This window comes from Pyxidicoccus xibeiensis, assembly GCF_024198175.1.
GTDB classification, from domain to species: domain Bacteria; phylum Myxococcota; class Myxococcia; order Myxococcales; family Myxococcaceae; genus Myxococcus; species Myxococcus xibeiensis.
The window spans coordinates 90,792-116,817 of sequence record NZ_JAJVKV010000017.1 but is presented as its reverse complement, the minus strand read 5'-3'; the positions used below and the strand labels follow the sequence as shown (position 1 = coordinate 116,817).

Genomic DNA, 26,026 nt, shown 5'->3' with positions numbered 1-26,026 from the left:
TGAGGGGGTGCATGACCACGCCCATCTCGCAGCATGACTCACGCGCCCTCCTCCCCACCCCTGACACCCAGCCCAGGCCATCGACGGCGCCTGTCTCGGAGGCGGAACCGCCGCCGGCCCTGAAGCCTCGTGCCCTGGCGGCGAATGCAAGCCATCCACTGGATGCCCGTCCGGCCTACGGGATGCCCGCCAACGTTGGGGTCGACTCCCACGTCGCCACCCTGCCCCGCGCTGCGGAGCCGCCGGGCCGCCCGCGGCTCATCAATCCGCCCCGCCTCACCGAGCCGCTCGCCGATACCGCCATCCGCGCCTCGAGCCGGGCTGCCGAGCAGTTGGGCGCTGCCCTCGCCCCCTTCCCGCCCCGCCTGTCCGAGCCGCTCGCCGACACCGCCATCCACGCCTCGCGCCTGGCAGCGGAGCCGCCGGGCGCGGCCCTCGTCCCCTTCCCGCCCCGCCTCCCCGAGCCTCCCGCCAACCCACGCTTCACGGGCCAGCCGCAGCTCGCGGACGTGGCCTCGGGCCAGCGGGTGCTCGGGCCGGGTACGCACGGAGACGGCCTGCGCGCCGTGCAGGCCACGCTGCTGGACATGGGCTTCGCGCTCCACGGCGGCGCGGACGGCCGGTACGGCCAGCACACCGCCCGGGCCCTCCGGAACTTCCAGGCTCACGCCTCCCGCGCCTTCCCCGCCGTGCGCCCCACCGGCACGCTGGACGCCGCCACCCTGCGCGCGCTGGACACCCTGGCCCCCGCGCCGGGCGCACGCGGCCAGTCCCGGGGCCTGCCCTCCCCCTTCTACGCCGGCCAGCCCGTGCGCGTAGTGGTGGCCCTGCGCGAGCACCGCACCTTCCTCTTCGACTCGGACGGCCGCCTCACGGACATCTTCCCCAACGCCACCGGCGCCGCCGCCACGCCCACGCGCACCGGGCTCAAGGTCGTCCGCGCGAAGCTGGACCAGGTCGCCGCCGAGGCCGCGGGCGCCCGGCTGTGGAACGACCGGCACGTCTTCGGCGTGCGCATCCTGGACCTGTCCTGGGCGGACGGCCGCCGCTCCACGCATTCAGGAGAGGAGCTGCACGGGACGAGCGCCCCCGCCCTGCTGGGCACGGACGTGTCCCACGGCTGCATCCGCCATTCGAATGAGGCGATTCTCGTGCTCCACGACGCACTCTCCGCGGGAGACCGCGTGGCCATCGTGGAGCACGTGGACGACCCGCACCTGGGCATCCCGGTGCGGGTGTCCTGAGGCGGCTACTGCTCCTCGAGCAGCGCCTTCAGCTCGCGGACCCGGCGGGTGATGAAGTCGCGGTCCAGCTTGCGGAAGTTCTCGGGCAGCAGCTCCTTGCTGGTGCACTCCTGCACCGCCGCCAGGTTCTGCAGCTCGATTTCCAGCGGGTAGCTGGGGGGCACGAAGTCCTCCAGCACCAGCGTCAGGTCCTCCTTCGTCACCGCATCCCGGCCGTCCGCCAGCGCGCGGAACTTCGAGCGCACCATGACGGCCTCGATGTCCGCGCCGCTGAACTGGCGCACGCCCGCCGGAATCATCGCGGAGAAGGACTCGATGCCCTCCACGGACACGCCCGTCTTCTTGGACATGACCTGGAACAGCTCGTCCCGCTCCACGTCCGTCTGCGGGTAGAAGAGCGCGATGTGCTCCTCCGCGCGGCCCTGACGCTTGAGGTCGATGGGCAGCAGGTCCGGACGCGCCGTCATCAGGAACCAGACAATCTTGCCGCGGTACTGCGTGTTGCCCATGAACGAGGCAATGGAGCCGAACACGCGGCTGCTCGTCCCCGAGTCCCCGCCGCTGTCGCGGTTGCCCAGGAAGGTGTCCGCCTCGTCAATCATCACCGCCACCGGCCACAGGGCCTTGAGCAGGTTGAAGATCTTCTCCAGGTTGGACTCGGTGACGCCCTGCCACTGGCTGCGGAAGTTGAGGAACTTCACCACGGGGATTCCAATCTCCCCGGCGAAGCAGCTCACCATGAACGTCTTGCCCGTGCCCACGGGGCCCGTGAGCAGGTAGCCCATGGGCATGACCTCCAGGCGCCCCTTCTTCAGGGCCCCGGCCGCCTGCCGCAGCATCTGCTTGGCCTTCGCGTGGCCGGCCACCGCGTCCAGGTTGTGCACCGGCTCGATGAACTCCAGCAGGCCGTGGCACTCCGCCTGGATGATCTCCTTCTTCTTCTCCTTGAGGAGCTCCGGGGTGATGCGAATCTCCCGCTCCAGCGCCTCGGTGAGCACGCGGTCCAGGTTGATGCGGGACAGGCCCGCCGTCATCTTCGCCAGGCCCGCCAGCGGCACGTCCGACAGCGACTGGAGCCGCTTGCCCTCCAGCTTGTAGCGCACGTACTCCAGCCGCTCCTCCTCGTCGGGCAGGGGCAGCTCAATCGGCGCGGCGTAGGGGTTGCGGCTGATGCGCGGGGAGATGTCCGCCAGGTTCTCCGCCAGCAGGACGATGGAGACGTCGCCCGCGAGGAACTGCGGGTCATGCGCCCACTTGTCCAGCGTGGCCAGCACGAAGCGGTCCTCGGTGGACAGGTGGGAAATCTCCCCGCCCGGCACCAGCGTCTCCGCGAAGTCGATGATGAGCGCCAGCGACTTGCCCTCGCTCACCCGCATGCGCAGGAAGTTCTCCAGAATCTGGAGCGCCCGGCCCGGGTCTCTCGGCATGACCTTGGAGTAGTCCGTGCCGTACATGGCGTCGTAGCCGGACATCGTCCGCTGCAGGTCCTTCTGCGTGTCCGGCGTGGCGGAGCGGATGCCGGACGAGCGGTCGTAGAACAGCACGTGGTCCCGTCCGCCGAAGAGCTCCTCGGAGAGGAACGTCCTCAGGGTGCCGAAGCCGCGACCGCCGTCCTCCATCTGCAGCGGTTGCAAGTCCCTCACCGCCCCGTAGAGCAGGAAGGTGCTGACCGTCTTCGTGTAGTACTTCCGGGCCAGCTGCTGCGCCCACCGGGGCAGGTCCGCCAGCGGATCCGCCTTGTTGACCTTGCGCACCTTGCTCACAGACACACGCCTCCTCTCGCTCCACCGTCCGGGGAGCAGGCCGCCCGCTCCCCTGCTGGGAGCGGGCCTGGGGCTAGCGGCAGCCGCGCACCTTCTTGAGGGCAACGCGCGCGGTGGCCGGCTCCTGCCCAGAACCCGACTCTGGCACGTCCACGGCGGCCTCGTCGTGGCACTTCAGCTTCAGCAGCAGCTGCCGGGCGGTGGAGGGCACCTGGATGGTGGCCGGGGTGACGTCCCCCAGCTCCTTCCCGTCCACGAAGATGGTGGCGCCAGCCGGCCGGGACTCGACCTTGACGGCCACCTTCGTCACCACCGGCTCCAGCTTGACGGACAGCTGCGCCCGGCCACCGCCGGACACGGCCACCTGCCGGGACTGGGACTTGTGGCCCGGAGCGCTCACCTGCACCGTCCACTCCGGCCCGACGACGGGCACGTCGTTGATGAACGCGTCCGACTTGCCCTGGGCGCGCACCACCTTGCCGTCCACCTTCACCTCGGCGTCGTCGGGCTGGGTGACGAGCATCAGCGTCGCGGCGGGCGACAGGCTCTCCAGCACCACGGCGAGCGAGGTGACGTCCTTGCCCTCGGCGACGTCCACCGTCCGGGTGAACGTCTTGTAGCCCTCGGCGCTGACCACGACGGAGACCTTGCCGGACGGCACCGTCTTCACCAGCGTCAGGCTGCCCTTCTCCACGGGCACCGGCTGCATGTCGAGCATCACCTGCGCGTTGTCACGCACCGCGGCGGGGACGCCCTGCAGGTCCAGCATGATGAAGCCGTCGCCCGGACGCATGAGCGCCCAGCCCACGGCAACCAGCACGAGCAGCGCCGCCAGGCCGCCTCCGGCGTAGAGCAGCACCCGCTTGTCCGGGCCTCGCGGCGCCAGCGCGGGCACCGCGGCCGTGGGGCGCTCCTGGTCGGCATCGTCCTCGTCCTCCATCTGCGGCGCGTTGCGGCTGGAGGCCACCGAAGGAGGCTGCGACGTGCGCGAATGGCCCGGGGACACGTCCAAAGGCGCATCCCGCGCGATGCGCGGCAGGCCGTCTCCACCCTGGCTGCCCCGGCCGCCGGGACGCAGCGTGGGCGGCGAGGCGTCCACCGGTGACAGCGTGGGCATGGACACGGACGCGCGGCCAGGCATGGCGGGCGACAGCGAAGGCGGCGGCACCGTCACCGGCATGTTCGCCTGGGACAGGCGCGGGGCCGACGGCAGCTGCGAGGAGGCCGGAGGCCCGATGACCGACGTCTTGCCGGTGATGGGCTCCTCGTCCTCGCCCTCCGGCTGGACGGCCTTCGACTCCAGCGGCGTGACGGCGCGGCCGATGGCGGCGCCCGGCTGCGTGGTGGGCTCCGGGCTGTCGTCGAAGACGTGGTCGCTGGACACCAGCTGCGTGGCCTGGACCTCGTCCTCCTTGGGCGCGGGGGCGGCGGTGGCGGCCGTCAGCTTCGGCAGCGCGGCCAGCGTGGGCGAGCGGCGCACCCCTCCGGCGGACACGGGCGGAAGCGACGCGGTGGCGCGGGCCGGCAGCGGGGCCATCGGCTGCACCACGGGCACGGCCACCGGAGGCTGCGCGGCGGCCTGCTGCGCGGCGGCCTGTGCGGCGGCCAGCGCAGCCGCGGAGGGCTGCCCCGGCATGCTGTTGAAGGAGGCCGCCTCCAGCGCGGCCAGCATCCCGTCGGGCGGCTTGATGTCCGCGTACTCCGACAGGCGCTGCTTCTCGCGCTCCACCTCCTCGGCGAACGTGGACTTCATGTACTGCATGAGGTCCTTGCGGCCGAAGATGGTCTCGCTGGTGATGAGGTAGCGCTGCAGGTCGTCGCCCAGCTCGCTGGCGTACTGGTAGCGCTCGTCCACGTCCTTGGCCAGGGCCTTGAGGACGATCTTCTCCAGCGCCTCCGGGATGCGGCGGTTGTACGTGGAGGGCGGCGGCACCTCCGCCTTGCGGACCTTCTCCAGCACGCTGAAGTCGCTGTCGCCCACGAACAGGCGCTCACCGGTCAGCATCTCGTAGAGGCACACGCCGATGGCGAACACGTCCGAGCGCCGGTCCAACGGCAGGCCGCGGATCTGCTCCGGGCTCATGTAGCCGAACTTGCCCTTGAGGATGCCGGCCTGCGTCTTGGTGGCCTTGCCCGCCGCCTTGGCGATGCCGAAGTCGATGACCTTCACCTCCCCCTCGAAGGAGATGAGGATGTTCTGCGGCGAGATGTCGCGGTGGACGATGTTCATGTCCCGCCCCATCCCGTCCTTCTTCCGGTGGGCGTAGTCCAGGCCCTCGCACATCTTGGACACGCAGAAGGCCACCAGCGGCACCGGCGCGGGCTCGCCCTTCTTCCGGCACCGGTCGAAGATGGCCCGCATGTCCTTGCCGGGGATGTACTCCATCGAGATGAAGTAGCTGCTCGCGATCTGCCCCAGCTCGTAGATCGACGCGATGTTGGCGTGGGTCAGCTGGACGCTGATCTTCGCCTCGTCGATGAACATCGAGATGAACTCTTCGTCCTCCGCGATGTTGGGCAGGATGCGCTTGATGGCCACGAGCCGCTCGAAGCCGCTCGCGCCGAACTGCTTCCCGCGCCACACCTCCGCCATGCCGCCGATGTTGATGCGGTCCAGAAGGAGGTACTTCCCAAAGGGAATGGGCTGCCGCTTCGGTTGAGTGGTCGTCACGTGGGGGAGGGTCCGTTCATCAGGAGCCTAGCGATCGCGGCTCCGCAGGGTCAACCACACGGAAGCCCCTCCCGAAGAAGGGCAGGCAGGCAGGCGCGGGCCGTGGGCGAGGCTCCGGCGCTCAGGGCTGGACACTCGAGGTGCCCGCGTCGGGGGGCGCGGCCGCCGGAGGCACCGGCTCCGGAGGCACCGGCTCCGGTGACACCGGGTTGTCACGGAACGCCCCGCCCGGGGCGTCCTCGTCGGGAGGCACGGGCCGCACCAGCAGGAAGCGCGTCTCGCCCCCGACGGACACCACGGCGGGGTCGCCGAAGCGCTGCTCCCCGGGGAGCCCCACCGCCGTCACCCAGGCGCCCTTGCGCTCGGGCGCGACGCAGTACAGCACTGTCCCGGGGCGGACACCCGGGGCCTCGCGCACCGGGCCCTCGCAGTCCTTGCGCACCTGGAGCGTCCAGCTCTGCAGCGGCTCCCCACGCACGAGGTAGGGGGGCCTGCCCAGCTCCTCCAGCAGCGGCTGGAGCACCCGCGGGTCGTCCGGCACGGCCTGCTCGGTGGTCAGCTCCTGCGCGAGCTGGTGGAAGCGCTGCAGGGACATGGAGGCGATGTCCACCGAGGCCAGGGGCACGCGGCTCTCCGCCAGCACCAGGTCCACGAAGAGCGCGCCCACCAGCAGGATGGGCAGCAGCCGGTACCCCTTGAAGTCGTCCACCCGCCCCCGCGCCAGGCCGGCGGCGACGACCAGCGTGCCCAGCGCCGTCAGCGCGAGCACCACCGCCGGCAGCACCGGCGAGGGCAGCAGGGTGAAGGCGGCCACCTCCGCGCTCCGGGCGCGCACGGCGTCGGCCAGGTCGCCGCCGTAGATCCACCCCAGGGCCACCAGGCAGAACGCGTTGCCGAGCAGGGCCTTTCGCGAAGGGAGTGTCATCCGGCGAGCGTGCGCGCCGGGTCGGTGGCGGCGGCGCGGCGGCTGGGGAAGTAGGCGCCGACGAGCGCGGCGAAGAGACCCAGCAGCACGCCCCCGACCACCACCGGCCAGGGGAAGGAGAAGAAGCTGTCGGGCTTGTAGGGGAAGTTGGGCAGGTAGCCGGTGGCCAGCCGGTTCACCCCGAAGGCCATGAGCAGGGCAATGGCGGTGCCGGCGGCGCCTCCGGCCAGGCCCACCACGGCGGCCTCGGCCAGGACGATGCCGCGCACGTCCGAGCGCGAGGCGCCCACCGCCTGCATGACGCCAATCTCCTTGGCGCGGGCGCGCACGGAGGCCGACAGCGCATGGGCGATGTTCACCGCCGCCAGCAGGCAGATGAGGATGGACAGCAGCGCCAGCGCGGCGGTGATGAGGGCCACGGCCGCGCCCGTGTTCTCCGCCATGCGGCGCTCCTGGTCGTCTATCTCCAGCCCCATGCCCTTCACCGCGTCGATGAGGGCGGGCACCTGGGACGGGTCCTTCGCCACCAGGGTGACGCCCGAGTAGCTGTCCGCGTCCACGCCGGACTCGCGGTTGATGCGCACCGCCGCCTCCAGGGGGATGGTGATGCCGGCGAACATGGCCCGGTCCGACGCGCCCACCACCTGCGTCTGCGCCATGCGCGTGGGCCCGGACGCGGAGGCCGCCACGTAGGAGCGGTTGAACTCCACAGGGAAGCCGAAGCCGACCAGCATGCTCGCGGACAGCTGCGGCAGCTTGCGCGCCGGGGCGAACGTCTTGTTGTACAGCTCCAGGAGGCGCGTGGAGATGAGCGCGGGGATGGGCTGGCCCTCGCCCCCGTCCTTGAACTCGCCCAGCTGCACGTCGCCCTTCACCAGCCCGGGCTCCACGCCCACGGCGAGCACCTCCAGGCCCATGCGCAGCTTGGTGCCGAAGAAGACGCCGTCGTAGCGGGTGACGGCCGGCACACGCACGTTCATCTTCCGGTAGGTGGCCTCCACGCCGGGCAGCGCCGCCAGCCGCTCCACGGTGGCCGCGTCCAGCTTGCCGCCGCCCAGCAGCGAGCCCAGCGACACCGCCGAGGGCACCACGTCCACCAGCCGCGCGTCGGTGGGAAATATCTTCTCGCGGATGACGCGGCCCACGCCCAGGCCCAGGCCCAGGAAGAAGACGAGCGCGCCCACGCCCATGGCCACGCCGAAGGCGGAGAAGAAGGCGCCCTTGCGCTCGCGGGCGAGGCTCAGCCGCACCAGGCGGGCCAGCGCGTCCAGCCTCATGGGGCACCTCGGGTGGCCAGGTGCAGGTCGGCGCGCTCCTCCACGAGCCGGCCCTCCTTGAGCCGCAGCACCCGCCGGGCCGCGGCGCTCATGCGCTCCTCGTGGGTGACGGCCAGCACGGTGAGGCCCTCGCGGTGCAGCTCCTTGAAGAGCTGGATGACGCCGTCGCCGGTGGCCGAGTCCAGGTTGCCGGTGGGCTCGTCGCACAAGAGCAGCTTCGGCCCGCCGTAGAGGGCGCGGGCGATGGCCACGCGCTGGCGCTCGCCGCCGGACAGGCGCACCGGGGCGCGGTCCTTCTTCGCGCCCAGGCCCACGCGCTCCAGCATGGCCTCCGCGCGCTTGCGGGCGTCCGCCTGCGGCGCGCCGAAGTGCGACGGCAGCAGGACGTTCTCCAGCGCGGAGAGGTTGGGGATGAGGTGGAAGGACTGGAAGACGAAGCCGACGTGGGTGTTGCGGAAGCGGGCCAGGGCCTTGTCGTCGAGGCTGCCGAGCTTCACCCCGCCCACCTCCACCTCGCCCTTGTAGTGCACGTCCAGTCCGCCCAGCAGGTGCAGCAGCGTGGACTTGCCGCTGCCGGACGGGCCCACCACCGCGACGAAGTCCCCGTCCGCCACCTCGAGGGACATGCCGTCGAGCACGCGCACCAGGGTGCCATCCCCGTCCACGTACTCCTTCACGATGTCGCGCGCGTGAATCAAGGCGTGGCCGGCTGGGTGGTGGTGGAGCCCGGCGCGGCCGGAGTCAGGCGCAGGGACATCTCCGCCTGCAGGGCCTTGTCCTTGCGGGACACGGCCAGCGTCACCGCGCGCAGGTCGTCGGTGGCCTCCAGCCAGCGCACGGTGGTGGCCTTGATGGCGAAGCCGCCGATGCCCCAGGCCTCGGAGGGCAGGTTCTTCACCGCGTCCGACAGGCGCTTCAGGTCCAGCACCACGCTGAAGGCCGCGTCCTTGCCGGCGTCCTTCAGGTCCTCGGCCACCGGGCCGTCGCCACCGGCCGGCTTCGCGAGCGAGGCCAGCGTGGCCTCCAGCTGGGCCTTGGGCGCCGCCACCACCAGCCGCCCGTTGGGGCCGAGCGCGAAGTGGGCGCCCTCCCCTGCCCGGTAGGACGTGAGGTAGACGCGCTGGCCCGCGAGGTCGGCGGGCTCCACCTTGGCGCCGAAGTCGCCGGCGATGGCGGGCAGCTTCTCCAGCGTGGCCTGCGTCTTCGCGGCGTCCTCCGTGTCCGCCAGCGCGACGAGGTGCACGAAGCGGAAGGGGTTGGTGCGGCGCAAATCGAGCGCGGGCATGCCGGCGCCCAGCTGCACCGTGGGCGACAGCGACATGCCCAGCACCATGCCGGGCTTGAGGTTGTCGAGCACCTCCGCCTTCATGTCGAGCCCGCTCTTCTGCACCGCGCGGGTGATGTAGCCGCCCGCGAGGTAGGGCCAGGCGCCGTCCAGGTGGGACGGGTCACCGCTGAAGCGGGCCACCAGGAAGCTGTCCACGGGCAGCGCCCCCAGGAGGTTGGCGCCCGCCTTCACCGGCTCCAGCGCCGCCAGCGACGCCTGCGTGTCCGGCCACGGCGCGTCCGCGTGCACCGTCACCGCGCGCTCCTCGATGCGGCCCGTGAGGGTGAGGCCCTGCACGCTGCCGGCGGGGATGAAGGCGCCGGTGCCGCCGGGCAGCCACACGTGGAAGTCGCGCTCGGAGGGGAGCCGCTGGAGCGACGCGTTCAGCACGGGCTCGCTCGCGAGCGACTTCTCCACGGGCTGGGTGGCCAGCGTGCCCAGGCTGGCCACCGACGCGCCGGCGCCCAGCAGGGCGTAGTCGGTGCCCTTGAGGAAGAGGATGCCCAGCGCGGGCTCGGTGGCGCCGGGGCGGCTGAAGGTGACGAGGTTGCCGCCGTCCACCGAGGTCTTCTTCTGCTCCGACGCGCCCAGGCGGGTGCGCGCGAAGTTGCCGAAGGTCTCCTGCAGCTTGTCGGCGTCCTTGGTGCCGACGATGGAGACGGCCCGGTTGCCGCCGAGGAAGGCCGCGCCCGCGCCGCGCTCGGGGGCGATGCCGGCGGCCTCCAGCGCCTGGCGGCTGCGCAGGTCCACGCCCACCTGCTTCATCACCGCGCTGACGTAGCCCTCCGCGGAGGAGAAGTTCTGGAGCTGGGCGGCGAACGAGGCCACCTTGAGGTTCTGGAAGCGGGCCAGCTTCTCTCCGAGCGCGCCCAGGTCATTGATGACCACGGCGGCCTGTGCATCGCGAGGCAGGTAGCGGGCGGGGCCCGCGGCGCTGGTGCCAGGCCCACCGGGGCCGGCCTCCTTGCCGCAGCGGGAGCAGCCCGCGAGGGCGAGCACGAGGAAGAGGGTCGGAAGCCAGGCTCGGCGGAACATGCCAGCAGGACAGGACGGCTGGGCCGGAGAGTCAATTTATTCGTGAGGGGCCTGTGGACCGGGAGCCGGATGACGGACAGGCCCCGTCCGCGTCCGGCTCACACGGGGCGTGGGGCCGCTCTACCTCCAGCCGGGCAGGCGCCGGCCCGGTGCCGAACGGGCATGACGGGCCTGGCCGGCACGCCCGGGTCGTCTCACGGTGTCCCGGTCAGCAGCTGCGGTCGCACTTCATGGTGCAGTCCCGCTGCGCCAGCTGGCAGACCATCCGGCACTGGAGGTCGCCTTCACACTTCGCGACACATTGGTCCCTTATCGGGGAGCACCGGGTGCAGCAGACCTGCGCGCTGGCCTCCTCGGCGCCCAGGGTGGACGCCCCCAACGCCGCCGCCGCGCCCAATGCCATGCCGATAAGCCCCATCTTCAGTGCCTTCATCATGTCATCTTCCTCTCGTGGAACGGCTGGGGATGGAGCGTCCATCCCGTAACGCAGTCTACAACAGTTACCCAGGAGACCGTGGAATGGTGGCTGCCGCGCAAGCCGAACGGAGGCGGGAGGACACTCCCGCGCAGCCCCCCCGACCGCGGCGCAGGCCCTGGGCGGGGCTCGCGTTCCTGGCCTTGCTGGTGGTGGGGATGGTCCTGCTGCGCACCTTCGCCGTCCGTCCGCTGCGCGTCATCTCCGGCTCCATGGAGCCGACGCTCCAAGTGGGCGAGCGCGTGGTGATGGACCAGCTCACGTATCGCTTCCGGGCGCCGGAGGCCGGGGACATCGTCGTCTTCGCGCCCCCGCCCCAGCTCGCGAAGACGGTCGCCGAGCCCCCGCGCTACTCGCTCAAGCGGGTGGTCGCCGTGCCGGGACAGGTGGTGCAGGTGCTCGACGGGAAGGTGCTCGTGGACGGCCAGCCCCGGCACGAGCCCTACGTGGCCGAGCCCGCGAGCTACACCTGGGGCCCGTCACGGGTGCCGGAGGGTACGTACTTCGTGCTGGGCGACAACCGCAACGCCAGCGCCGACTCGCACGCGTGGGGCTTCCTGCCGGCGCAGTACGTCCTGGGCCGCGCGTGGCTGCGCTTCTGGCCGCTGGAGCGCGCCGGGCGCCCCTGAGCTGCGTGGCGAAAGGCCTACCGCACCCGCGTGCCATGCGGCAGCGGGCCGCGCGTCTCCTCGGAGAACTCCAGGAACTGCTCCATCTGCCGCACGGACTCCTCGGTGGCCTCGGCCTCCAGGCTCAGCACGGTGAGCTGGCGGTTGACGCTCTCCGGGTCGCGGATGGCAATCGACTGCTCGTGCGTCAGCCGCATCAGGTCTTCGATTCCCGCGAGCTGGTGGCTCACCACCTCGCGACTCTCGCTGGCCTGCTCGAAGCGCGCCAGGCGCTTGCGGAGGATGTCCACGCGGTTCTGCTTCACGTCCTTGAGCCGCGGGTTCTGCTCGCGCGCCAGGTCGTCCTCCAGCTCGCGCACCTCGCGCTCCAGGTGCTCGCGGTCGGAGCTGTTGAGGTACGAGCGGTACTGGTTCAGCGTGGAGATGAGCCGCAGGAAGGACGTGAGCAGCGCGTCCAGCCGGGGCTCGCTGTCCGCCTCCAGCACCTTGCCGCCCGGCAGCTTCCGGTAGTTGGCGAGGATCTTCTCCTTCAGTCCCAGGAGCTGCTGGTAGTGCTCGCGCTGCGACGGCGCCAGGTCCGCCTGGAGCGCGTCCACCTGCTTGCGCGCGGCCTCCGGGTCGTCGGGCGTCTTGGCCCGCACCGCCCGCTGGAAGCGCGACATGGACGACAGGACGCCCAGGTAGAGGCCCTCCAGTCCCAGGGCCACCAGCGCGGGCAGCGGCTCGCCCGTCATCGCCGCCGAGGCCGCCGCGGTGCCGAGCCCCACCAGGTTGGCGGGCATCAGGAATGCGGCCTTGATGTAGTTCGGCGACTTCTTCGCCACGTCCGTGCTCCCTTACGGGCCTCGCGCCTCCGACACATACTTCAACGCGCCCAGGTCCCTCGTGTCCTCCGCGGGCGGAACCCGCGGCCCCTGCTTGAGCTTCTGGAAGAGCGCGGCAGCGCTCTGGAAGAGCTCGTCATAAGTGACGGGCGCCTCTCCGGAAAGACCGAAGAACGCCCGATTGTCCGCAAGTGTCGCCGGCGGCGCGCTGCGGATGGCCTCAATCGGGTCCCCCAGGTACGGCGCCACCTCGCCCAGCATGCGTGCCCCCGCCGTGGGGTCCTTCAGCACGCTCTGCCCCGCATCCAACAGTCCGCGCAGCACCCGGCGCACCGCGTCCGGGTAGCGCGCCGCGAAGTCCCCGCGCGCCACCAGCACCGTGGCCACCAGGTGCGGCGCATCCGCCGTCGTGGCCAGCACCGCCCCGCCCCTGTCCTTCGCCGCCAGCTCCACGTCGCCCCACAGCCCCACCACCGCGTCCGCCCGGCCCTCGCGCAGCGCGCGGCCCGCGTCCAGCGTGGAGGGCAGGTCCACCCAACTCACGTCCGTCGTCCGCAGCCCCGCGCGCGCCAGCACCCACAGCGCGAAGTAGTGCGAGGAGCTGAACGGGTACACGCCCACCCGCTTGCCCCTCAGCGAGGCGAGGTCCGGCACGCCCACCGCCGCCAGCGCCTCCTGCCCGCGGCTGCGGCCCACCAGCAGCAGGGTGCGGGGCGCCGCGTCCCGCAGCGACGGGGCCCAGGAGGCCAGCCGGTCCACGGAGAGGGCGGCCATGTCCACCCCGCCGTTCTCCCCGCCAATGGCCAGCGCCTGCCGCAGCTCCTCCTCGCGCGCGAAGAGCACCGCGCGCGCGTCCAGCGCATAGGCCGTCTTCAGGAAGCCCTGCGCCGCGCCCGGTGGGGGCACCGGGTTGTCCAGCGTCATCGCGCCGCCGGTGGCCACCAGCAGCGCCGACGCCGAGCCCCGGGGCGTGAAGCCGATGAGCACCGGCCGCAGCGGCACCGAGGCCACGTCCGCCACCGGCGCGGCCACCCCGGCGGGGAAGTCCCCGGGAGACAGCCGCACCGCTTCCCGCGCCGCCGGGAAGAAGCGCTCCTGCAAGCGGTCCAGGTACCCCAGGCGCGACGCGAGCGCATAGCCCGCGCCGAGCAGGCAGAGGGTGAAGAAGAGGAAGAGCCCTGGACCGCGATGGAGCTTCACGGAAGGCCTACTCGACCCCCACCTTCTTGCCGATGGTCTTCTCCGCGCCGCCGCTCACGTCCGACACCGGCGCCGGGCTGTCCAGCAGGCCCATCTCCATCTTCATCTGCTTGACCAGCTCGTTGGCCTGGATCTTCTCGGCCTCTTCCTCGATGTTGGCCGCCATGTGGTCCACGCCCTCGAGCGCCATCTGCATGCGCGCCTCGTTGACGGCGGACTTCTCCTGCACCTTGCGCAGCATCTCGTCGTGCGTCGAGTCGATGCCCGCGACGGTGAAGGACTCCATGGTGTCGGCGACCTTGGCCTGCCACTTGGCGCGGCGCGCCTCGCGGATGGCGTTCATCGCCTCCTGCGTCTTGCGCTCCTTCTCGCGCATGAACGCCTTCTTCACCGTCAGGGCCTTCTCGTAGGCCTGGCGGGCGGTGGCCAGTTGCATCTCGTTGCGGCCGAGCGCGTCCTTTTCAATCTGCAGCTTGCCGGCGTACTGCGCGGCCAGGTCGTCGCGGCCCGCCTGGATGGCGGCCTTCACCTTGGCCGTCAGCGAGCGCACGTCCTCCTGGTACTTGGCATTCTCCTTCTCGAGGAGCGTCACGTTCGCCCGAACCATGGCGATGGACTCGTTCATCTTCGGGACCTGGTCGTTCAGGTCTCTGACGTTCTGCTCGAGAATCAGCTCCGGGTCCTCGATGGAGGAGACGAAGAAGCCGGCGAAGCTACGCATTGCCCTCTTGAATCTTTCCCACATGTCGGCGGTCTACCTCCATCCAGCCCAACTTGCAGCCACCTTACACGATACCCGGGGCGCGCAAGCAGCCACAGTCCCACACTCTGACAACTGCTACGCGCTCCCACCTAAGGCCATTGCCCGCCGTATGAAAGTCCTGCCCGGACGGCCGGAACGGAAGCCGCCCGCACGGCGGACCCGCCCTCCCGGCCCCCGCTCGTGGCGCTTGCCCGGAGGGTAGGAAGCGGGGAAAACCCTCGCTCCCGTGTCGACGCCTCCCCCTCCCAGCGCCTCCGGAGCCTTTGAAGACGCGCTGGAGCGGGCGGTGGACGCCCAGCGGCGCGGCGTGCTCGCGGCGGGCGCGGCGGTGCGGCTGGTGGGCGCGGCCCTCTTCCTGACCATCAGCACCGCCCTGTGGTGGATGGGGGGCATGGACTGGGCGCCCTACCCGCCCGTGCTGGCGCTGTACCTGGGGGTGGCGGCGCTGCTGTTCGTCCTGCGGCGGCGGCCCCAGGCGCGGTGGCTGGGAGTGGTGCAGGCGCCGGTGGACGTGGCGCTGGTCTACTGGCTCCAGCACGTGGCGATGCCCATCTCGCCCTTCCCCTCCGGCGTCGCGGGCTTCAGCCTGGGGCTGTTCTCGCTGGTGGTGGCGCTGAGCGGGCTGACGCTGCGGCCGTCCGTCGTCTACGGCACGGCGCTGCTGTCCGCGCTGGCCCAGGGCGCGCTGATGCGGCAGGCGGGCGTTGGCTGGGGCGCGGTGGCCATTGCCGTGGTGGCGCTGGTGATGGTGGCGGCGGTGAGTCACTACGGCACCGGGCGGCTGCGGCAGTTGGCGGTGGCCCTCACCCGCGTGGAGGTGGACCGGGCCCTGGAGGCACGGCGCTTCCAGGAGGTGGAGGAGGCACGGCAGACGATTGAGCGCATGCTGAGCGACGCGAATGCCCGGAACGCCGAGCTCCAGGCGCTGCAGCGGGACAAGGAGCAGCTCAACCAGTTCCTCGTACACGACCTGCGCTCGCCCCTGTCCGCGCTCACCATGACGCTGTCGTGGATGGAGCAGGAGCTGCCGCCGGGCAAGGGCGTGCTGTCCGACTCGGTGCGCACGGGCCTCGCCGTCACCGCGCGGCTGGACCGGATGATTTCCGACCTGATGGACGTGCCGCGCCTGGAGGAGGGCCGGCTGGAGCCACGCCGGGTGCCCTTCCGCGTGGACCGGCTGCTGGAGGAGGTGCGCAGCTCGCTGGAGGGCGCGGCCCGCGCGCGCAAGCTCACGCTGGACGTGGCGGCGCCCGAGGCCCTGGAGCTGGTGGGCGACTCGGAGCTGCTGGTGCGGGTGGTGGAGAACCTGGCCAGCAATGCGCTGCGCTACACGCCCACCGGCGGCAGGGTGCGGCTGGAGGCGGGCGTGGCCCCCGAGTGCCGCTGGCTGGCGGTGCGCAACGACGGGCCGCCCATCGCCCCGGAGACGCGGGCGCGCATCTTCGACAAGTTCGTGCAGGGCGAGGCGGAGAAGGACAGCCGCCGGGGCTACGGGCTGGGGCTGTACTTCTGCCGCCTGGCCACCGAGGCCCACGGCGGGCAGCTCTCGGTGGAGGACACGCCCGGCTGGCCCACGTCCTTCGTGGTGCGGCTGCCGGCCTGAGGCCGCGACGCGGCCCAGGCTCTGGAGGTTCAGCTCCCGCGCGCGCGCTTCTTGCGGCGGCGGAGGATGCGCTCCACGTGGGCGTTGGCGCTGGCGAGCACCGCCGGCGCGTCCAGCGTGGTGAGCACGCCGTCCTTCAGCACGGCCTTGCCGTCGATGAAGACGTGCGTCACGTCGCTGCCGCGCGCGGAGAAGACCAGGGGCGCCAGCACGTCCTCGGGCGCGGGGCCCGCGTGCAGGCCGCTCACGTCCACCACCGTGAGGTCGGCGCGCTTGCCGACTTCAATCGAGCCCACCTCGTCCTCGAGGCCCAGGGCCCGCGCGCCGTGCACCGTGGCCATCTCCAGCACGCGCAGGGGCGTCATGGCGCGAGGCCCGACGCGGGGGTTGTGCAGCACGGAGGCGAGCCGCATCTCGTGGAAGATGTCGAGCGTGTTGTTGCAGGGCGCGCCGTCCGCGCCGAGCGCCACCGCCACGCCGGCCTCCAGCAGCTCCGGCACCTTGGCGATGCCCGAGCCCAGCTTGAGGTTGGAGCCGGGGCAGTGGCACACCACGGTGCGCGTCTCACGGAGGATGTCCTGCTCCTCCTGGGACAGCCACACGCAGTGGGCCAGCGTCACGTGCGCGCCGGACAGGCCCACCTTGTGGAAGAAGGCGACGTTGTCCTGGCCGCCGGTGTACTGGCGCACCGCCTCCGTCTCCTTCGCATTCTCGCTGGCGTGGGTGTGGATGCGCACGCCGTGGTGCTGGGCCAGCCGCGCCACCTCGCGCAGCAGCTCCGGCGTGCAGGACAGCACGAAGCGCGGGGCGAAGGCGTAGCGCAGGCGGCCCTCGTGCGAGCCGTGCCAGCGCTCCAGCAGCGACAGGCTCTGGGCCAGCGAGTCGGCGGTGCTCTCGCGCAGGCCGTCGGGCACCGCCGAGCCCGCGTCCATCATCGCCTTGCCACCCACCAGCCGGAACCCGGAGTCCCGCGCGGACTCGAAGACGGCGTCGTAGTGGTGCACGCTGCCCATGTCGAGCGCCGCCGTGGCGCCCGAGCGGATGAGCTCGGCGAAGGTGAGGTCCGCCGAGGCGCGCATGGAGGCCGCGTCGTGCGCCGCCTCGAAGGGCCAGATGCGCTCGCGGAGCCAGTCCAGCAGCTCCAGCCCGTCCGCGCGGCCACGGAACAGCGTCTGACAGGCGTGCAGGTGGCCATGGATGAGGCCGGGCAGCACCACCTTCCCCCGCACGTCCACCACGCGCCGCGTCCCCCGGGACTTCAGGCCCCGGCCCACCCTGGCGACGCGCCCGTCCTGGACGAGCACGTCCGCCTCCACGAGCACTTCTCGCTCGCGGTTCATCGTCACCACGGTGCCGCCGGTCAGGAGCAGGTCCACTTGGGTGCTCGGGCTCTCTCGGAAGGATTAAAGGAAGTCTTTGGTGAAGGCGTGCGGCAGCAGCTCGCCCAGGGAGTAGCGGGCCTCCCCGCCCTTCGGGGTGCGGCTGCGCACGGGCAGGTCGGCCGGGCCGAACTCCGCCATCACCTGCCGGCACATGCCGCACGGGGGGCATGGCTCGGGTGTGTCCACGACGATGGCCACCGCCACCGGCTGGGTGTGGCCCTGGGCGACGCCGGCGGCGAAGGCATTGCGCTCGGCGCACACGGTGAGGCCGTAGGTGGCGTTCTCCACGTTGCAGCCGGCCACCACCGCGCCGTCGGCATAGAGGACGGCGGCGCCCACGGGGAAGCGCGAGTACGGCACGTGCGCGCGCGAGCGCACCCGCGCGGCCTCCTCGAACAGGCGCTCCCAGGGAATGTCATCCGCCATGACGGCCTCCTCTTCGCGTGTCCCGGTCCAGCCGCGCGCCTAGCGGGTACCGCCGCCCGAGCGCAGCACGTCATCCAGGTGCCGGGCGATGGCCAGTTCCGCCTCCACCGGCAGGTCCAGGAAGCGCACGTGAGCCAAGGGGCCCTGGGCCCCCTGGCTCACCTGGAGCACCTCCCCCGTCGCCTCCACCTCGTCGGGAAGGATGGGGAGCTTGAAGCGCACCTCCACCTTCGCCCCCGCCTCCAGGCCGGAGCCCTGCCAGGCGCAGCCGCCCAGGGACAGGTCCCCCTCCTGGCTCTCGAAGGGCCCCGAGTTGCCTGCCCGGCGCACCCTCAGGCGCATGGGAACCCGGGGAGAATCTCGCCGGTCCTCGGCCTTGTCGCTCATCGAGTCGTTCCTCTCGGCCATCGCCGTTGCCTCCCTGCCACTCATCGGGCCAGCTGGCAAACGGCCCCCGCCGTGTCCTTCAGCTTCGTCGTACACCATCGCCGGGCATCATACGCGGGCCTCCCGGCAGTGGAGTCCGGGAAAATCGGCGGTTTCTTCATCCGGCCCCCGGGCGGGCCCGTCGCACCCTGGGTGACATGGGGGCATGCCCGGAGTCCGGGCCGGGCCTGGGCCTCAGCGGGGCAGTTCCTGCTTCCGGGACTTCCACCACTCCTCGCCGTAGCTGATGCAGATCTGCTCGCCGGGGTGGATGTCTCGCGTGGCGTGGAAGGTGAAGAGGTCCCGCTCCTTGGAGCGGTAGTAGGCGGCGTTGGGCTCCTGGGCGTGGTTGTAGATCATCCCGAAGCCCATCACGAGGGCGACCCAGTCCCCCTCGCGGTGTTCCTCGTTCTCACCCCACTTGATTTGGAAGACGTAGTCATCGAGCGGCGGGTGCCGCGCGTGCTTGTGGAGCACCTTGAGGTAGTGGCACTCCTCGATGATGTCTCCGGACTTGATGAACTCGTCGGTGAAGACGCCGTAGCCCCACTCGCACGGCCGGACCTTCACGCCCGGATGGATGTACAGCGCTGCGCCCTGGTTCATGGTCCCCTGAGGGGCACCTCCGTCCGGGAAGATGGCGCGTTCCCGGGGCCGGGTGAAGCGCTGAACGCGGTAGTATCCGGGTCACGACCATGCAGCCCGAGCCCCTCGCGCCCGCTCCTGTAGCCATCTGCCCGGAGCACCCTGGCCGAGTCTCGACGGGGACGTGCCAGCGCTGCGGGCGGTTCACCTGCGAGCGCTGTGCGCTGGGCGACGGGCTCTGCCCGGAGTGTCAGCAGTGGCGACGCAAGGAGTCGCCACCCAGGGCAATAGTGGCCTGGCTGGCGCGGTTCTTCACGGGGCTTGGCGGCGCGGCCTCTGGCGTGGCCATGGGCCCGCCCCTCTGGCTCTTCCTCCGGCTCGACGAGGGAGTGCCCCGTACCGAGGACGCAGAGCGCTATGACGCCTTCATCCTCGGCCTTGAAACGCTGTCCAGACCGGTCAGCATCCTCACCGTCCTCTTGCTCCTGCTGTGGCTGTACTCCACGGTGAAGCGCACGAGGACGCTTGGCCTGATCGATTTGAGTCCCATAGGGGCGGTGCTCGGCGCGTGCATCCCCCTGGTCAGCGTCTTCGTAACCCACGTGTGCATCCGCGACCTTCGCACGGCCCTTGGAGGACACTCCGAAAAGTGGCTGCTTCCAATCTACTGGGTGACGCTGATCTCCGGGCAGCTCGCGCTGTTCATCCAGGAGGACCTGTTCCGCACTGACGCGAGCATGGTTCCCACGGGACTCCTGGTGGGGGTCGCGGCACAGGCCCTGTTCCTGATGAACGCATGCATCGCGATACGCATCATCGGGCAGCTACAGGGACTGCTCGAGGCGCGTCAGACCGAAGCCGTGATGCGCGACAGCTCCAGCTTGGGCGGGGGCACCTGAATCGTGCAGGAATGACTCCCGAGCCCCGTTCTGGCTGGCGGAAGGTGCGTCCTGACACGTCGCCAGCCAGCATGGACTTCCGCTATTCCACCCGCTCGCGCACCAGCGGCCGGGCCTGAGGCGCCGCGTCGCCGAAGCGGTACGCCGCCAGCAACCGGGCCTTCACGTCCTCCACCGGGCCCGCGTCGTTGTAGTGCACGCGCACCACGGGCTCGCCCTGCGTCACCTTCTCGCCCGTCTTCTTCAGCAGCGTGAAGCCCACCGCCGGGTCAATCTTGCTGTCCGTCCGCTGCCGCCCCGCGCCGAGCGCCACGCCCGCCAGCCCCACGCCTTCCGTATCGATGGACGTCACCCACCCGTCCCGGGGCGCCACCACGTCCACCGTGGACCGCGCCCGCGGCAGGAGCGAGTAGTCGTCGATGGCGCGCGGGTCTCCGCCCTGCACCTGGACGATTTCCTTCAGCTTGCGCACCGCGCTGCCGTCCTCCACCACCTTGCGCAGCTTCTCCCGCGCCTCCTCCACCGTCGCCGCCTTCTTCCCCAGCACCAGCATCTCCGCCGTCAGCGCGTAGGTAATCTCCGTGTAGTCGTCCGGAGCCTCGCCGCGGAGCATGTCCACCGCCTCCTCCACCTCCAGCGCGTTGCCCACCTTGCGCCCCAGCGGCTGGTCCATGTCCGTGAGCAGCGCCACCACCTTCTTCCCCATCTCCGCGCCCAGCCCAATCATCGTCCGCGCCAGGAGCCGCGCGTCCTCGTCGCGCTTCATGAAGGCCCCGCTGCCCACCTTCACGTCCAGCACCAGCGCGTCGATGCCCTCCGCCAGCTTCTTGCTCATGATGGACGACGCAATCAGCGGGATGCAGTCCACCGTCGCCGTCACGTCGCGCAGCGCGTAGAGCTTCTTGTCCGCCGGAGCCACCTGCGCCGTCTGGCCAATCAGGCAGCAGCCCACCTCGCGCACCAGCCGCCGGTACTCGGACGTCGGCAGATTCACATTGAAGCCGGGAATCGACTCCAGCTTGTCCAGCGTCCCGCCCGTGTGGCCCAGCCCCCGGCCCGAAATCATCGGCACCGGCACCCCGCAGGCGGCGGCCAGCGGCGCCAGGCTCAGCGAGACCTTGTCGCCCACCCCGCCCGTCGAGTGCTTGTCCACCTTCACCGCCGGCGTGTCCGACAGGTCCAGCACCTCGCCGGACTCCAGCATGGCCCGCGCCCAGGCGCCGAGCTCCCGGGAGTCCAGTCCCTTGAAGAAGATGGCCATGCACATGGCCGCCATCTGGTAGTCCGCCACCGTCCCCGCCGTATACGCCTGGATGAACGCGCGGATGTCCGCCGGGTCCAGCCGGCCACCATCCCGCTTCGCCTTGATGAGCTCGTAGGGTTGCACGGGGCCAGCCCATAGCAGGAACCCAGCCCCCCATGCACTCCGGGAAAGGCAGGGCTTCATCTGGTAGATAGCGGGCCATGATGCTCCGCCTCCACGTCCTCGCCCTCGCCGCGCTCCTGTGCGCGTGCTCCAAGCAGAAGGAAGAGCCGTCCCCCGCCGCCCCCCCGGGGGCCGCCACCGCCCCCCAGGCGCAGAAGAAGCCCATCCCCGTGGGCCTCGTCATCGACGTGGGCGGGCGCGGAGACCATTCCTTCAATGACGCCGCCCTCCGGGGCCTGGAGCTGTACGCGGCCGGCAAGCGCTACGAGGGCGGCAAGTACGTGGACGCCACCCCCGACGAGGTCCGCCAGACCCTCCCGCCCCACCTGACGGCCCTCGCCAGCACCATCCAGCCCCTGCCCATCAAGCCGATGGTCCTCCAGAGCAAGGCCCAGGAGGACTACACCCCCAACCTCCAGCTCCTCGTGGACCAGGGCGCCCAGCTCACCGTGGGCAACGGCTACATGCTGGCCAACGCCGTGCGCTCCGCCGCGCAGGAGAACCCCAAGGCGAACTTCCTCCTCATCGACAGCCAGGTGCTGGACGCGCAGGGCAAGGCGCTGAAGCTGCCCAACGTGCGCACCGTCCTCTTCAAGGAGCAGGAGGGCAGCTTCCTCGTCGGCGCCCTGGCCGGGCTGGTGACGAAGACGAACAAGGTCGGCTTCGTGGGTGGAATCGAGGTGCCCCTCATCCAGCGCTTCGAGGTGGGCTACCGCGCGGGCGTCAAGACGACCAACCCCCAGGCCGCCCAGGGCCTGCTGTCCGTGTACACGGGGAGCTTCAACAACATGGCCGCGGGCAAGCAGGTGGCCCAGGACCTCATCGCCAAGGGCGCGGACATCCTCTTCCACGCGGCGGGCGCGGACGGCATCGGCGTCATCCAGGCCGTGAAGGAAGCGCGCGCGGCGGGCAAGGCCGTGTATGCCATCGGCGTGGACTCGGACCAGTCGCACGTGGCGCCGGATGCCATCCTCACGTCGATGATGAAGCACACCGACCTGGCCATCTACCAGGCGGCGAAGGACCTGGTGGACGGGAAGTTCTCCGCTGGCGAGCAGGTGCTCGGCCTGAAGGAGAACGGCGTCGGCATGGCCGAGGTGCGGTTGGACATCGCCGGCAAGGCGGAGGCGCTCCAGAAGGTGGAGGCCCTGCGCCAGCGCATCGTCTCGGGGCAGCTCGTGGTTCCGGCCGTGCCGGCGGACCTCGCCACCTTCCAGGCTGCCGCGCCCTGATTTCCCTCAGAGACATCCACAAGGCCTTCGGTACCTGCGTGTCGCTGGCGGGCGCGTCGCTCGACGTTCGCGAGGGCGAGCTGCTGGCCGTGGTGGGAGAGAACGGCGCGGGCAAGTCCAGCCTGATGAACGTCCTCTACGGCCTCTACACGCCCGACGTGGGCGAGCTGTCCGTGGGCGGGCAGCCCGTGCGCTTCCGGAGCCCGCGCGACGCGATTGCTCGGGGCATCGGCATGGTGCACCAGCACTTCATGCTCGTGCCCACGCTGACGGTGGCGGAGAACGTGGTGCTCGGCCGCGAGCCCACCCGGCGCGGCCTGTTCGACATGGAGCGCGCCGTCAGCGAGGTGGCCGCCACCTGCGCCCGCTTCGGCTTCCAGCTGGAGCCGCGCGCCCGCGTGGACACCCTCACCGTGGGCTCGCAGCAGAAGGTCGAAATCGTCAAGGCGCTGCACCGGGGCGCCCAGGTGCTCATCCTCGACGAGCCCACCGCCGTCCTCACGCCGCAGGAGTCCGACGAGCTGGCCCGCGTGATGCGCGGCCTCGTCGCGCAGGGGCACACCGTGGTGCTCATCAGCCACAAGCTGCGAGAGGTGCTGGGCGTGGCGGACCGCATCGCCGTCATGCGCCGGGGCCGCGTGGTGGCCGAGGTGCGCGCGTCGGAGACCACCGTCGAGCAGCTGGCCACCCTCATGGTGGGCGAGGGGCACCGGGCCGTGGCCGGGCTCGGGACGCACGCCGTGACACCCAGGGCCGATGCGGGGGGCCACCGGAACGTGGCGAGCTCGGGGACGCAGGCTCCGGGCCCCAGGCCTGAGGGAGCGGGCCACCCGCCCGTGCCGAGCCCCGAGGGACATGCTCCTACACAAGGGTTCGAGGATGAGGGCTCCCGGAACCTGGCGGGCTCCGGGGCGCACGACGCGAGGCCCCCGCCCCTCGCGAGCACGGGCGAGGTGCTCCTGGAAGCCCGCTCCCTCCAGGCCGTGGGGGACAACGGGCGCCCGGCGCTGCGCGGCGTGGACCTCACCGTGCGCGCGGGTGAAATCGTCGGCATCGCCGGCGTGGATGGGAACGGGCAGCGCGAGCTGGCCGAGGTGCTCACCGGCCTGCGCAAGCTGGCATCGGGAGGCGGCACGCTGCTCGGCGGCCCATTGGAGGGCCTCACCCCCGCCCAGGCTCGCGAGCGCGGCGTGGGCCACGTGCCCGAGGACCGGCTGCGCCGCGCGGTGGTGAAGGCCCTCACCGTGGAGGAGAACGTCGCGCTGGGCCGGCACACGCGGCCCCCCTTCGCCCGGGGCCCGTGGATTGACTTCGCCGGCCGCCGCGAGCGCACGAGCGCCCTGCTGGCCGCGTACGACGTGCGCCCCACGGACCCGACGCTGCCCCTGCAGGCGCTGTCCGGCGGCAACCAGCAGAAGGTGGTGGTGGCGCGCGAGCTGGACGCCGGGCCCCGGCTGCTGGTGGTGGTGCAGCCCACGCGCGGCCTGGACATCGGCGCGGTGGCCCAGGTGCAGGCCAAGCTGCGCGAGGCGCGAGAACGAGGCGCCGGGGTGGTGCTGGTGTCCCTGGACCTGGAGGAGGTGCTGGCGCTGTCGGACCGCGTCTACGTCCTCTTCGAGGGCCGCGTGACGGGCCACTTCACCCGCGCGGAGTTCGACGAGCGCGAGCTGGGACGGCGCATGCTGGGCGCGGGAGCAGGCCATGCGTGAGCGTGTGACGCAGGCGCTGCCGTCGGTCCTCTCCGTGCTGCTGGCCCTCGCGGTGTGCTGGGCGCTCATCGCCCTGACGATGGACGCGGGCACCGCGTCGGACGCCTATCTGCAGATGTTGTGGGGTGGCATCGGCAACTGGCCCTCGTACCTGGAAGGGGCCGCCGCCACCGTCCTCACCCGGCCCCTGGGCGAGGCGGGGATGAAGGCCGCGCTGCTGACCCTCACCGGCCTGTCCGTGGCCATCGCCTTCAAGGTGGGCCTGTTCAACATCGGCGCGCAGGGGCAGATGCTGCTCGGCGCGCTGGCCGCGGCGGTGGTGGGCGCCCAGGTGTCGCTGCCCGGCGTGCTGCACGTGCCGGCGGCGCTGCTGGCCGCGGCGCTCGCGGGGGCGGCGTGGGCGGGCATCGCCGCGCTCCTCAAGCTCTACCGGGGCGTGCACGAGGTCATCTCCACCATCATGCTCAACTGGGTGGCGGTGAGCCTGGTGGACGCGTGGCTCGTCGTGGGCCCGCTGCGCGGCGTGGCCGAGGGCGGCCAGTCCATCACCGGCACCGCCGAAATCCAGCCCACCGCGGCGCTGCCCCGGCTGCTGGGGGACCTCTCCCGCCTCAACCTGGGCTTCCTCCTGGCCTTGCTGCTGGCCGTGGCCGTGTGGGCGTGGCTGGAGCGCACCCGCTCCGGCTTCGAGACACGCGCGGTGGGCCTGGGCGCCGAGGCGGCCCGCGCCGCCGGTGTCCCCGTGGCGCGGCGCATCGGCGTGGCCATGGCGCTGGCCGGGGCCATGGCGGGGCTGGCCGGCGCGGTGCTCGTGCTGGGCACGGAGGGGCGCTACCCCGGCACGCTCGGCGCGCCGTATGGCTTCGATGGCATCGCCATCGCCCTCATCGGCAACAACCACCCGCTGGGCGCCACGGTGGCCGCGCTCTTCTTCGGCATCCTGCGCGCGGGCGGCACGCGCATGCAGCTGCTGGGCGTGCACAAGAGCTTCCCCGAGCTCATCCAGGGCCTGGCGCTCCTGTTCGTCGCCGGCCGCATGGTGTGGCTGGCCGTGCTGCGCCGCCGCCAGTCCTCGACGGAGGCTCCCCGTGCTTGAAATCCTCCACGCCCTGCTCTTCTCCACGCTGGACGCGGCCCCGGCGCTCGTCTTCGCCGCCCTGGGCGCGGTGCTGTCCGAGCGCGCCGGGGTGGTGGCCGTCGGCGTCGAGGGCATGATGCGCGTGGGCGCCTTCTGCGCGGCGGTGGCGGCGCTCGCCATGCCCACGGCCCTGGCCGTCTGCGTGGGCATGCTCGCGGGCGCGGCGCTCGCCGCGGTGCACGGCTTCCTCACCATCCGCTGGCGCTCCGACCAGGTGGTGTCCGGCATCGCCCTCAACCTGGTGGCCCTGGCCGGCGGCACCTTCCTGCTCGAGTCCCTCTACGGCCCCAACGGTACGCCGCCCATCACCCAGCTGTCCCGCTGGGAGCTGCCCGGCCTGTCCTCGGTGCCCGTGCTGGGTGCCCTCTCCGGCCACTCCGCCCCCACGTACCTCGCCCTGCTCCTGCCCTTCGTCTTCCAGGCCCTGCTGGCGCGCACGCCCCTGGGCCTGCGCCTGCGCGCCGTGGGCGACAAGCCCCAGGCCGTGGCCACCCTGGGCCTGTCCGTCGCCGGCCTGCGCTGGGGCGCGGTGCTCGGCGGAGGGCTGCTGGCGGGCCTGGGCGGCGCCGTCCTCTCCACCGCCGTGCTGGACCGCTTCGAGCAGCACACCCCCGCCGGCCTGGGCTTCATGGCCCTGGCCGCCATGGTCTTCGGCCGGTGGACCCCCGTGGGCGCCTTCCTCGCCGCCGCCTTCTTCGCCTTCGGCAACGCGCTGCGCATCGGCCTCGTGTCCAGCGCCCCCGGCCTGCTGGAGCTCGTACCCCAGGGCATGTTGCTCGCCCTTCCCTACATGCTCACCCTGGCCCTCCTCACCCTCCAGGGACAGCGGAGCAATGCCCCCGCCGCCCTCGGCGCGCCCTATGAGCAGGAGTCGCGCTGACGTATTTGGGAAGCAGTGAGTCCTCGCAGACCCGGGTCAAAATTGATTCCTGGTCTGAAGTGACACCCGCACGTCGGCTGAGCGACAGCCCGGGTCAAACTTCCTCCATCATCCAAACAATTCAACCCCCCGTTATCACTGGGCGCGTTCGCGGAATGATCCAGCCGCGTCGTCCTGGGCGAAAAAT

The 26,026-nt window shown here is 71.6% G+C and carries 23 protein-coding genes; 8 read left to right on the top strand and 15 right to left on the bottom strand.

All coding sequences use genetic code 11. The features are described from left to right. Positions 1-182: 182 nt before the first annotated feature. Entirely contained in the window at positions 183-1,244 is a 1,062-nt protein-coding gene (locus tag LXT23_RS42885; RefSeq protein ID WP_407692951.1) for a L,D-transpeptidase family protein, read from the top strand. Positions 1,245-1,249: 5 nt separating this feature from the next. On the opposite strand, the gene LXT23_RS42880 is transcribed toward LXT23_RS42885, so the two are convergent. From LXT23_RS42880 to LXT23_RS42850, 7 genes are all read right to left on the bottom strand, one after another. Further along, positions 1,250-3,007 (bottom strand): ATP-binding protein, encoded by a 1,758-nt coding sequence (locus tag LXT23_RS42880; protein WP_253986283.1) that lies wholly within the window; start codon positions 3,005-3,007, stop codon positions 1,250-1,252. Positions 3,008-3,080: 73 nt separating this feature from the next. Then, a complete protein-coding gene (locus LXT23_RS42875) occupies positions 3,081-5,678 on the bottom strand; it encodes a serine/threonine protein kinase (RefSeq protein WP_253986282.1) in 2,598 nt (865 codons plus the stop codon). A gap of 121 nt (positions 5,679-5,799) precedes the next feature. After that, positions 5,800-6,603, bottom strand: coding sequence for a hypothetical protein (locus LXT23_RS42870; protein ID WP_253986281.1), 804 nt, complete (start codon positions 6,601-6,603; stop codon positions 5,800-5,802). Then, entirely contained in the window at positions 6,600-7,880 is a 1,281-nt protein-coding gene (locus tag LXT23_RS42865) for an ABC transporter permease (protein ID WP_253986280.1), read from the bottom strand. The genes LXT23_RS42870 and LXT23_RS42865 overlap by 4 nt, the downstream gene beginning before the upstream one ends. Then, positions 7,877-8,578: an ABC transporter ATP-binding protein gene (locus tag LXT23_RS42860; RefSeq protein ID WP_253986279.1), complete on the bottom strand. Its 702-nt coding sequence runs from the start codon at positions 8,576-8,578 to the stop codon at positions 7,877-7,879. Before LXT23_RS42860 ends, LXT23_RS42865 begins: the two co-directional genes overlap by 4 nt. Further along, positions 8,575-10,242 (bottom strand): hypothetical protein, encoded by a 1,668-nt coding sequence (locus tag LXT23_RS42855; protein WP_253986278.1) that lies wholly within the window; start codon positions 10,240-10,242, stop codon positions 8,575-8,577. Before LXT23_RS42855 ends, LXT23_RS42860 begins: the two co-directional genes overlap by 4 nt. Before the next feature lie 208 nt (positions 10,243-10,450). Next, entirely contained in the window at positions 10,451-10,678 is a 228-nt protein-coding gene (locus LXT23_RS42850; RefSeq protein ID WP_253986277.1) for a hypothetical protein, read from the bottom strand. Positions 10,679-10,761: 83 nt separating this feature from the next. Here LXT23_RS42850 and lepB point away from each other — a divergent pair, with 83 nt between their 5' ends. Next, positions 10,762-11,346 (top strand): signal peptidase I, encoded by a 585-nt coding sequence (lepB, locus tag LXT23_RS42845; RefSeq protein WP_256561707.1) that lies wholly within the window; start codon positions 10,762-10,764, stop codon positions 11,344-11,346. Positions 11,347-11,363: 17 nt separating this feature from the next. On the opposite strand, the gene LXT23_RS42840 is transcribed toward lepB, so the two are convergent. From LXT23_RS42840 to LXT23_RS42830, 3 genes are read right to left on the bottom strand one after another with little or no spacing between them, the layout of a single operon-like run. After that, positions 11,364-12,128: a hypothetical protein gene (locus LXT23_RS42840; RefSeq protein WP_253986343.1), complete on the bottom strand. Its 765-nt coding sequence runs from the start codon at positions 12,126-12,128 to the stop codon at positions 11,364-11,366. A 54-nt stretch (positions 12,129-12,182) separates the two neighbouring features. After that, the gene (locus LXT23_RS42835; protein ID WP_253986275.1) at positions 12,183-13,370 is read right to left on the bottom strand and encodes an ABC transporter substrate-binding protein; all 1,188 of its coding nucleotides are present in this window, start codon (positions 13,368-13,370) and stop codon (positions 12,183-12,185) included. Positions 13,371-13,377: 7 nt separating this feature from the next. Further along, the gene (locus LXT23_RS42830; protein WP_253986274.1) at positions 13,378-14,115 is read right to left on the bottom strand and encodes a PspA/IM30 family protein; all 738 of its coding nucleotides are present in this window, start codon (positions 14,113-14,115) and stop codon (positions 13,378-13,380) included. A gap of 244 nt (positions 14,116-14,359) precedes the next feature. Here LXT23_RS42830 and LXT23_RS49930 point away from each other — a divergent pair, with 244 nt between their 5' ends. Continuing rightward, positions 14,360-15,736: an ATP-binding protein gene (locus LXT23_RS49930; RefSeq protein WP_323379146.1), complete on the top strand. Its 1,377-nt coding sequence runs from the start codon at positions 14,360-14,362 to the stop codon at positions 15,734-15,736. 29 nt (positions 15,737-15,765) lie between these two features. Here the strand turns inward: LXT23_RS49930 and LXT23_RS42815 are convergent, their stop codons facing one another. The 4 genes from LXT23_RS42815 to LXT23_RS42800 all read right to left on the bottom strand — a co-directional run bounded on the left by LXT23_RS42815 (position 15,766) and on the right by LXT23_RS42800 (position 18,576). Continuing rightward, positions 15,766-17,112: a 5'-deoxyadenosine deaminase gene (locus LXT23_RS42815; RefSeq protein WP_253986273.1), complete on the bottom strand. Its 1,347-nt coding sequence runs from the start codon at positions 17,110-17,112 to the stop codon at positions 15,766-15,768. Between the two features lie 27 nt (positions 17,113-17,139). Beyond that, positions 17,140-17,544 (bottom strand): cytidine deaminase, encoded by a 405-nt coding sequence (locus tag LXT23_RS42810; RefSeq protein ID WP_253986272.1) that lies wholly within the window; start codon positions 17,542-17,544, stop codon positions 17,140-17,142. 39 nt (positions 17,545-17,583) lie between these two features. Next, positions 17,584-17,952: a PilZ domain-containing protein gene (locus LXT23_RS42805; RefSeq protein WP_253986271.1), complete on the bottom strand. Its 369-nt coding sequence runs from the start codon at positions 17,950-17,952 to the stop codon at positions 17,584-17,586. Positions 17,953-18,165: 213 nt separating this feature from the next. Then, the gene (locus LXT23_RS42800; protein WP_253986270.1) at positions 18,166-18,576 is read right to left on the bottom strand and encodes an SET domain-containing protein-lysine N-methyltransferase; all 411 of its coding nucleotides are present in this window, start codon (positions 18,574-18,576) and stop codon (positions 18,166-18,168) included. A 326-nt stretch (positions 18,577-18,902) separates the two neighbouring features. Here LXT23_RS42800 and LXT23_RS42795 point away from each other — a divergent pair, with 326 nt between their 5' ends. Next, on the top strand, positions 18,903-19,454 hold the full coding sequence (locus tag LXT23_RS42795) for a hypothetical protein (RefSeq protein WP_253986269.1): 552 nt from the start codon (positions 18,903-18,905) through the stop codon (positions 19,452-19,454). Positions 19,455-19,536: 82 nt separating this feature from the next. Here the strand turns inward: LXT23_RS42795 and LXT23_RS42790 are convergent, their stop codons facing one another. Further along, entirely contained in the window at positions 19,537-20,841 is a 1,305-nt protein-coding gene (locus tag LXT23_RS42790) for a thymidine phosphorylase (protein ID WP_253986268.1), read from the bottom strand. Positions 20,842-20,918: 77 nt separating this feature from the next. On the opposite strand from LXT23_RS42790, the gene LXT23_RS42785 reads away from it, so the two are divergent. The 4 genes from LXT23_RS42785 to LXT23_RS42770 are packed head-to-tail and all read left to right on the top strand — an operon-like array spanning position 20,919 to position 25,839. Then, positions 20,919-22,112, top strand: coding sequence for a BMP family lipoprotein (locus tag LXT23_RS42785; protein ID WP_253986267.1), 1,194 nt, complete (start codon positions 20,919-20,921; stop codon positions 22,110-22,112). Positions 22,113-22,150: 38 nt separating this feature from the next. Further along, positions 22,151-23,821, top strand: a complete 1,671-nt coding sequence (locus tag LXT23_RS42780; RefSeq protein WP_253986266.1) for an ABC transporter ATP-binding protein — start codon at positions 22,151-22,153, stop codon at positions 23,819-23,821. Next, the gene (locus tag LXT23_RS42775; RefSeq protein WP_253986265.1) at positions 23,814-24,917 is read left to right on the top strand and encodes an ABC transporter permease; all 1,104 of its coding nucleotides are present in this window, start codon (positions 23,814-23,816) and stop codon (positions 24,915-24,917) included. Before LXT23_RS42780 ends, LXT23_RS42775 begins: the two co-directional genes overlap by 8 nt. Next, positions 24,910-25,839, top strand: coding sequence for an ABC transporter permease (locus LXT23_RS42770; RefSeq protein WP_253986264.1), 930 nt, complete (start codon positions 24,910-24,912; stop codon positions 25,837-25,839). The genes LXT23_RS42775 and LXT23_RS42770 overlap by 8 nt, the downstream gene beginning before the upstream one ends. The last annotated feature ends 187 nt before the right edge of the window (positions 25,840-26,026 follow it).

Excerpts from the sequence above, each read along its gene's own strand:
- LXT23_RS42885 (WP_407692951.1), top strand. The coding sequence starts at position 183 with ATGCCCGCCAACGTTGGGGTCGACTCCCACGTCGCCACCCTGCCCCGC.
- LXT23_RS42870 (WP_253986281.1), bottom strand. The coding sequence starts at position 6,603 with ATGACACTCCCTTCGCGAAAGGCCCTGCTCGGCAACGCGTTCTGCCTG.
- LXT23_RS42865 (WP_253986280.1), bottom strand. The coding sequence starts at position 7,880 with ATGAGGCTGGACGCGCTGGCCCGCCTGGTGCGGCTGAGCCTCGCCCGC.
- LXT23_RS42855 (WP_253986278.1), bottom strand. The coding sequence starts at position 10,242 with ATGTTCCGCCGAGCCTGGCTTCCGACCCTCTTCCTCGTGCTCGCCCTC.
- LXT23_RS42850 (WP_253986277.1), bottom strand. The coding sequence starts at position 10,678 with ATGATGAAGGCACTGAAGATGGGGCTTATCGGCATGGCATTGGGCGCG.
- lepB (WP_256561707.1), top strand. The coding sequence starts at position 10,762 with ATGGTGGCTGCCGCGCAAGCCGAACGGAGGCGGGAGGACACTCCCGCG.
- LXT23_RS42840 (WP_253986343.1), bottom strand. The coding sequence starts at position 12,128 with ATGCCCGCCAACCTGGTGGGGCTCGGCACCGCGGCGGCCTCGGCGGCG.
- LXT23_RS42830 (WP_253986274.1), bottom strand. The coding sequence starts at position 14,115 with ATGTGGGAAAGATTCAAGAGGGCAATGCGTAGCTTCGCCGGCTTCTTC.
- LXT23_RS42810 (WP_253986272.1), bottom strand. The coding sequence starts at position 17,544 with ATGGCGGATGACATTCCCTGGGAGCGCCTGTTCGAGGAGGCCGCGCGG.
- LXT23_RS42805 (WP_253986271.1), bottom strand. The coding sequence starts at position 17,952 with ATGGCCGAGAGGAACGACTCGATGAGCGACAAGGCCGAGGACCGGCGA.
- LXT23_RS42800 (WP_253986270.1), bottom strand. The coding sequence starts at position 18,576 with ATGAACCAGGGCGCAGCGCTGTACATCCATCCGGGCGTGAAGGTCCGG.
- LXT23_RS42795 (WP_253986269.1), top strand. The coding sequence starts at position 18,903 with ATGGGCCCGCCCCTCTGGCTCTTCCTCCGGCTCGACGAGGGAGTGCCC.
- LXT23_RS42785 (WP_253986267.1), top strand. The coding sequence starts at position 20,919 with ATGATGCTCCGCCTCCACGTCCTCGCCCTCGCCGCGCTCCTGTGCGCG.
- LXT23_RS42775 (WP_253986265.1), top strand. The coding sequence starts at position 23,814 with ATGCGTGAGCGTGTGACGCAGGCGCTGCCGTCGGTCCTCTCCGTGCTG.